The following is a 7,015-nucleotide window of genomic DNA, read 5'->3' on the forward strand; positions in this document are numbered from 1 at the left end:
GCCCAGACTTCGAGCCGGTTGTGAGACATCAGAGTGGGCCATAACCGGGCTGCGGAATCCCCGGGAGGAGGACGTCTTTCTCCTGGGATTTCGCACGCTCTGTGCTAAGAATTCAGCCATATGATGCTCATTCTCGGCCTCGGAGCTTTGGCATTCATCGCCCTCGCGATGGCCAAAGGGGTGACGCGTTGGTTCGTGGACCGACAGATCGATCCCCTCTTCGCGCCGATCCCAGAGGACGATACTAAGATTGATCCCAATGCCCCCAAGGCGGCCCCTCATCAATGGACTATTCAGGAGCAGGTGGACAACAAGGTGGACCTGCAGACACCTGAGTTCGAAATCCGGGTGTGGCTGGGGGCCAAGCACGGCATCGTGGGAGACGATGCAGCGGCTTACATTGAGAAGGCCAAGAAGAAGCAATCAGGCTCGGTGCGGGGCAAGTCCGCGCTGGCCATGCTGGCCTGTCTCGCCGTCATGGCTGCCACCGCCCTGCCGGTGGTGAAAGATTTCAAGAATGGGGAGATCGTGCTGGGAAGAGATGCCCTGCTCCTCATGGGAATGAGCTTCAGCACGATCCTCTTCGGCCGTTACCTCATCCGCACGATCACCGGGAAGAGTGACGAGCCCGTGCAGTCCTGAGAGACAGGGCTGCCCCGTGAGACTTCCCACGTAGGGAAGGATCCTCCACGCGATGCACGAACGGCACCTGTCGGTGCGTTTGTTCGTTCATGCGTCCGCTTCCCATTCTGCGCTCGGCACTCGCCGTCACGCTGTTGTCAGTCACCCTCAGCCCGTGCTGGGGCCAAAGTACGGCTCCCGCGTTGATCCTTCATCACGGCAGGGTCCTCACGGTGGATCCAGGCTTCAGCATCCGGGAAGCCCTGGCGGTGGATGCCAAGGGCCGCATCATTGCCTGCGGCAGTGATAGTGAGGTGCTCGCCCTCAAAGACAACAGCACGCAGTTGATTGATCTGGCGGGGAAAACCCTCATGCCCGGGCTCATGGACTCCCACGTGCACCCCGGCGCCGCCCTCACGGAGTACGACCATGAGATCCCCATCATGGAGACGATCCAGGACGTGCTCGACTACATCGCCGCCCGGGCCAAAGGCACCCCGGAAGGTTCGTGGATCCACATCCGGCAGGTCTTCATCACCCGGCTGAAGGAACAGCGTTATCCCACGCGGCAGGAACTGGACACGGCGGCGCCCAAACATGCCGTCAACTTCTCCACCGGACCGGACTGCCTGCTGAACAGCCTGGCGCTTCAACTGAGTGGCATCAGCCGCGATTTCAAGATCACCGACGGAGGTCCCGGGAAGGTGGAGATCGATCCCGCTACGGGTGAGCCCACCGGCCTGCTGCGCGAGATGGGTCGCTTCGTGAAAGTGAAGCAGCAGGTGAAGTCCCCCACTCCCGCTGAGGTCTATGAACGCACGCGAGCCCTTTTCCAGGACTACAACTCGGTGGGGCTCACTGCCATTGGCGATCGCGGAGCGGGACGCTCCTCCCTGGATCGGTACGAGGAAATGAAGAAGCGGGGTGAGCTGAGCCTGCGGGTGATGTGCTCGCACACCTTCAACACCGTGGGCATGTGGCGGACCATCGAGCAGGGCATCGACGAGGTCATCGGCCACCCCTTGTGCAAGGGTGATGACCGTCTCCGCATCATCGGCACCAAGGTCTGGCTGGACGGCGGCATGCTCACGGGCAGCGCCTACATGCGCCAGCCCTGGGGCATCAGCCAGGTGTACGGCATTTCCGATCCCAAGTACCAGGGCACACTGAACATCCCGCCGGAGACTCTGCAAAAGATGGTGGACAAAGTGACTGCCGCAGGGCTGCAATTCACCGCACACAGCGTGGGCGATGGCGCGGTGCACACGCTGCTGGATGCGTATGAAAAGGTCAACACGGCGCACCCGGTGCGCGACACGCGGGCCTGCATCACCCACAGCAACTTCATGAGTGAGGAGGCCGTCCGCCGTGCTGCAAGTTTGGGGGTGATGATGGATATCCAGCCCATCTGGCTGCACCTGGATTCCCGCACGCTGCTAGGGCAGTTCGGCCAGGAGCGCACCCGCTGGTTTCAACCGCTCAAGAGCATCTTTGCCGCAGGCGGTGTTGTGGGAGGCGGCAGTGACCACATGCAGAAGATCGGCTCCTTCCGCTCCGTGAATCCCTACAACCCCTGGCTGGGCATGTGGATCGCCATCACCCGGACGGCCCGCTTTCTCAATGAACCCATGCATCCCGAGGAATGCCTGACCCGCGAACAGGCCATCCAGATGTACACGATCAACAACGCGAAGTTGTTGTTCCTTGAGACCCAGACGGGCTCTCTGGAGACCGGCAAACAAGCGGACATGATTCTCCTGGATCGCGATCCCCTCACCTGCCCGATCAGCGACCTGTCGCAAACCAAGGTGCTCAAGACCTGGCTGGCTGGCCAGCTGGTCTACCAGGCCCCTTAGTTCTCAACTTCCACTAGCGCTTATCTTGCCCACCCCCGCCCCATGTCACTCTCCCGCCGTCAGTTGCTTCATCGTACCGTTCAGACTGCCTCAGCCCTCGCCGTCGCCCCGCTGTTCAACATCCATGTCCGGGCCCAGGAAACTGGGAACCTCTGGCGAACCGGAAACGAAGTGATTGATCGCGCCCGGGAAGTTGCGCTGAGCCTGCTCAAGCCCACCCCGGCCCAGTTGGAACGGGCATGGGAGCTGCATCACAGCGCACTGGTCCTGGACAGCTACGGGTTCGCGCCACGCGCCGCCCTTGATGGGGAGAAATTCCAGGCTGCCGTCGAATCCGGGGCCAGCCCGGCAGAGCTGGTGGACCTGCGTGAGGAGATGTCCATGACGCGGAGCGCCACCGATCCTGCTGAAAGAAAGGAGTTTCTGGAAGCCTTCCGAGCCGCCGGAGTCACCTGCATCTTTCAGAATGCGGGAGAGGAAGGCAATGATCCGCTTCGTCTCCTCAAACGCCTGGCCCGCTTCACCCAGAAGACAGACCTCATGAAGCCGGAGGTCACCAAGGCGGTGACGGCAGAGGATGTCGTGTTCACCCACAAGTCCAAGGGCATCTGCCTGCTGTTCACCACCAATGGCGTGCCCCTGCGCGGCGAGTGGGAGAGCACCCGCGATGAGCTCCGTCTCGTGCGGATCTTCCAGCAACTCGGGGTGCGCATGATGCATGTGACCTACAACCGCCGCAATCCGCTGGGCGATGGCGCGGGCGAACCCGGCAATGGCGGCCTCAGCGACTTCGGGCAACAGGCCGTGGCGGAGCTTAACCGCGCTGGCGTGATCGTGGATGTAGCTCATTCAGGCTGGCGAACCAGTCTGGAGGCCGCCAAAGCCTCCTCCAAGCCGATGGTGGCCAGTCACACCTCGTGCGCCAGCCTTTACAGGCACTTCCGCGGCAAGCCGGATGACGTCATCCAGGCCATCTGCGACACCGACGGTCTCGTCGGCATCTGCTGCATCTCGCGCTTCCTGGGCGGCAAAGGGGACATCGTCGCGATGATGGATCACCTCGATCACCTGCTGAAGAGGTTTGGCCCCACTCACGTGGCCATTGGAACAGATGTGGGCTACCTCTCGAGAAATGACAAGGCCGAGCGCCTGAAGGTGAAACGTCGCGCCGACGGCAGCTCCCCACTCAGCGCCCCCGGCCCTTCTTGGGAACACCTCTGGCCCAAGGATGACTTTCAAACCACCCTGGAGGCGGAGCAAAGCCTGGCCTGGACCAACTGGCCCCTCTTCACCCTCGGCCTGGTGATGCGTGGGCACAAGGATGAGGACATTCGCGCGGTTCTAGGGGGGAACATGCTACGAGTGCTGCGGGCGCAGGCTTGACCGTTGTCTTCGCTCTTGCACCCTCATTACGGCGTCTTCGGCCGATCCAGCCACTTCCCCATCTCATCCGATAGAGGATGCACAGCATTCGTCTCCAGTGTTTTGCGGAGGGCTTCTTCCTCCGCGGAACTCAGGCTGCCAAGATCTGCAACCTTAGAGGACGCGGAATAGCGATGAATTACTGAGCCGATGGCATTCAGGGAGGCCTCCCTCACCTTTTCATTGGGACATTGAGTCAGTACGGCCAAGCAACGCAAAGACGTGTTTTTGCTGCCCTCCTTCTCGCTAACATAGAGCAAACGCAGCTCCGCCGCACCAGCCAGCTCCACCAAGATGGCGGAGTTCTGACCATGACGAGGATTCTGCACTTCTCTGGTCAACATGCCCATCACTACATCCGGCGAAAGATGGCGGGCATTGAGCACCGCGTACTGAAGTGCAAAGCCGCACACAACTGGATCCGCATCTGCAACTGCCTCTTCAATCCGTCTTATGGAGTCAACATCCTTCTCCCCATCATAAATCGCGATCAACTTTCGCATCTGGGCAGCCCTGACGGCAGCAGCTTCGGGAGTTCGGTGAGACCAAACAAAAGCAGCCACGGCCTGCGTTTCCTCTGCATAGACCACTCCGGGGTCCCAGCCCTGTGGTATCACCACACATGTATGTAGTGTGCCAGGTTTGGTCCAGACGAGATTCTGCCATACAGGGTGAAGCGACCCAGTATAGACGTAGCAATAGGGCAGGCGCACACTTTCCACCGCCGGACCTCGTAGCGTCGAGTCAACCCGCATCGTTACTATGCCACGCAGGAGGTTGCGGCTCGATGACTCAGGAAAGGGCTCACGTTCCCCTTCGGTGACAAGATAAATTTGCGCCCCACGATCAAAGGCTTTGAGCAGGCTCATGCCCATCACATTGCGAGACTGCTGATCGTCTTTGGAAGGCTTGCCCGCGAATAGCGCCGAGCCAGTGATGCACAGGGCGGCTGAGAGGATGACCATAGCGACGCCCGTTTTCATGGTGAATCGGAGACAGGTTGGGAGCCGTTGCAACACTCAGCCCCTGCTCAGCAAATGATGCCCAGCACTATCTTCGCTAGGTACGTAAAAAGCACGACGGAGCGGCTGAGGGTTCCTCGGCATGGGGAAGGGAACGGCAGAAGGCCTGCATTGAGAGTGTGAATTTGCAGCCACTTCGTCAAGGGAAAACGGTTCCTCGGGACGTCCGGCCAAATTGGCAACCCTTGGACACTCGATTCGCCTACTCCTCCGCCTTCCCCGTCATGGGTACGAACCTCACCTCCATCACCTGCTCCTGCTTCAGCCTGCCGTCTTTCTTGCGGATAAGGACCAGGGATTGGTTCCCCAACTCTCCCACTGGGATGATGAGGCGGCCGCCTTCCTTGAGCTGATCGGTCAGCGGCTGGGGCACGTGATCCGGGGCGCAGGTGACGATGATGGTATCGAAGGGGGCCTGTTCCGGCCAGCCGGCATAGCCGTCGCCCACGCGCACCTGCACATTGTTATACCCTAGACGCTTGAGGTCCTTCTCCGCCTGCCGGCCAAGGGGTTCCACGATCTCGATCGTAAACACCTCTTTCACAAGCCGCGCCAGGACCGCAGCCTGATAGCCGGAGCCCGTACCGATCTCCAGCACCCGGTGCATGGGTTGGGGATCGAGGGCTTCCGACATGAAGGCCACGATGAAGGGCTGGGAGATGGTCTGCCGGTGACCGATGGGCAAGGGCCGATCGTCGTAGGCCTCTGAGCGATACTTGAGCGGCACAAACTCGTGCCGGGGCACCTCCAGCATGGCCTTCAGCACCCCATCATGCCGGATGCCCCGTTCTGGCACTCTAATCTGGGTCTCCACCATGCGCTTCCTCTCGATCTCATAGTCTCCGGCCCCGTCCTCCGCCTGACCGGCGGTAGGCAGCACGGGATCACAACCTGCGTTCATGGCCAGGAGACATGCGCAACCCATGGGAAGCAGTCGCATAAAGGAGTGGGTGCCAATTCACAGCCCTCCTGTTCAAAATCCGCTGTTCAAATGGTGCCCCAGTGAAAAAACTCACTTTTTAGTCGGCTGTATAACTATACAGTTGTATAGTTCACCCATGCCCCGCCCTTCCTCCCATGTTGACGAGAAACTCCTGGCCGCTGCGCGGGAGCTGCTTCCCACGATGGGCTGCCATAAACTCAGCCTCCGCCAGGTGGCCAGCCATGCCGGGGTCAATCTGGGGATGTTTCACTACCACTTTGGGAACAAGGAAGCGTTTCTGGAGACGCTGATCAGCCGGACGTATGACGAGATCCTGGCCCGGCTTGAGCACACCTCCCAACCGGACGTCACACCTCTGGAAAACCTGCGGACGGCGCTCAACGCCCTCGGCCGCTGGGCGCGGGACCATCGGGAGCTGCTCATGCGACTCGCCGCGGACGCCATGGCTGGTGAGCAGGTGGTGATCAATGGTTTCGTCAAGAACCAGCCCCGCATCATTGGCACCATGGTGCCCCGCATGATGGCTGCGCAGGCGGCCGGGCAGCTTCCGGCGATTGCCGTGCCCCAGCTCATTGGCTTCATTGCCGGCAGCATCACCATGCCCTTTGTGGTGGGGACGGTGATGTCCAAGTTTGACCTCGTACCCGCCCCGCTTCTCGAGGGGCTGGAGAGCGCGGTTTTCAGTGACGAGGCCATTTCCCAACGCATCGACATGGCGCTCGCAGGGCTGCAATCGGCCCTGCCCCAGGCTGCCATTCCCAACCCGAAACCCACATGAAAACTCCGCTTCCCATGCTCCTGGCCACCCTGCTGGCCCTCCCTGCATGCACCAAGAGCGATCCCAATCTGCTCAACGGCTACGTGGAGGCTGACTACGTCCGGGTGGCAGCCCCGGTGGCGGGCCGGCTGGTGAAGCGCGACGTCATGCGGGGAGATGCCATCACGACGGGCGCGCCGCTGTTCTCCCTGAACACGGATGACGAACTGGCCGCCCGCAACGAGGCCGCCTCCCGGGTGGCCACCGCCGAGGCCCGGCTGGCCGACTTGCTGAAGGGCGATCGCCCTGAGGAACTGGACGCCAAGGATGCCAGCCTTCGCCAGGCCCAGGCCACCGCCGCCCTCTCGGCGGCAGAGTTAAAGCGCGCCGAGCC

6 protein-coding genes and 1 pseudogene are annotated in these 7,015 nt (G+C 61.3%); 5 read left to right on the plus strand and 2 right to left on the minus strand.

Going from position 1 to position 7,015, the window contains the following annotated elements; genetic code table 11:
• Window positions 1-120: 120 nt before the first annotated feature.
• The 3 genes from BV106_RS33080 (at window position 121) to BV106_RS33090 (ending at window position 3,860) form a co-directional block, all read left to right on the plus strand.
• The gene (locus BV106_RS33080) at window positions 121-642 is read left to right on the plus strand and encodes a hypothetical protein (RefSeq protein WP_038172157.1); all 522 of its coding nucleotides are present in this window, start codon (window positions 121-123) and stop codon (window positions 640-642) included.
• An 89-nt stretch (window positions 643-731) separates the two neighbouring features.
• Window positions 732-2,477 carry an amidohydrolase gene (locus BV106_RS33085; protein WP_038172158.1) on the plus strand — a complete coding sequence of 582 codons (1,746 nt, stop codon included), beginning with the start codon at window positions 732-734 and terminating at the stop codon, window positions 2,475-2,477.
• Window positions 2,478-2,519: 42 nt separating this feature from the next.
• Window positions 2,520-3,860: a membrane dipeptidase gene (locus BV106_RS33090; protein WP_038172160.1), complete on the plus strand. Its 1,341-nt coding sequence runs from the start codon at window positions 2,520-2,522 to the stop codon at window positions 3,858-3,860.
• Between the two features lie 26 nt (window positions 3,861-3,886).
• Here the strand turns inward: BV106_RS33090 and BV106_RS33095 are convergent, their stop codons facing one another.
• Both BV106_RS33095 and BV106_RS33100 read right to left on the minus strand, forming a co-directional pair.
• Window positions 3,887-4,882, minus strand: coding sequence for a hypothetical protein (locus BV106_RS33095; RefSeq protein ID WP_265596339.1), 996 nt, complete (start codon window positions 4,880-4,882; stop codon window positions 3,887-3,889).
• A 241-nt stretch (window positions 4,883-5,123) separates the two neighbouring features.
• A complete protein-coding gene (locus BV106_RS33100; RefSeq protein ID WP_265596340.1) occupies window positions 5,124-5,861 on the minus strand; it encodes a protein-L-isoaspartate(D-aspartate) O-methyltransferase in 738 nt (245 codons plus the stop codon).
• Between the two features lie 118 nt (window positions 5,862-5,979).
• Between BV106_RS33100 and BV106_RS36665 the strand changes: the two genes are divergently transcribed.
• A complete protein-coding gene (locus BV106_RS36665) occupies window positions 5,980-6,642 on the plus strand; it encodes a TetR/AcrR family transcriptional regulator (protein ID WP_051946812.1) in 663 nt (220 codons plus the stop codon).
• Window positions 6,639-7,015: pseudogene (locus BV106_RS33110) on the plus strand (secretion protein HlyD); the annotation flags it as partial. The gene BV106_RS36665 and the pseudogene BV106_RS33110, both read left to right, overlap by 4 nt.

Origin of the sequence: Verrucomicrobium sp. BvORR106, from assembly GCF_000739655.1 — a bacterium.
In the GTDB taxonomy this organism is placed as follows: Bacteria; Verrucomicrobiota; Verrucomicrobiia; order Verrucomicrobiales; family Verrucomicrobiaceae; genus Verrucomicrobium.

Coding starts and splice junctions, on each gene's coding strand:
- BV106_RS36665 (WP_051946812.1), top strand. CDS start 5,980: ATGCCCCGCCCTTCCTCCCATGTTGACGAGAAACTCCTGGCCGCTGCG.
- BV106_RS33095 (WP_265596339.1), bottom strand. CDS start 4,882: ATGAAAACGGGCGTCGCTATGGTCATCCTCTCAGCCGCCCTGTGCATC.
- BV106_RS33080 (WP_038172157.1), top strand. CDS start 121: ATGATGCTCATTCTCGGCCTCGGAGCTTTGGCATTCATCGCCCTCGCG.
- BV106_RS33090 (WP_038172160.1), top strand. CDS start 2,520: ATGTCACTCTCCCGCCGTCAGTTGCTTCATCGTACCGTTCAGACTGCC.
- BV106_RS33085 (WP_038172158.1), top strand. CDS start 732: ATGCGTCCGCTTCCCATTCTGCGCTCGGCACTCGCCGTCACGCTGTTG.
- BV106_RS33100 (WP_265596340.1), bottom strand. CDS start 5,861: ATGCGACTGCTTCCCATGGGTTGCGCATGTCTCCTGGCCATGAACGCA.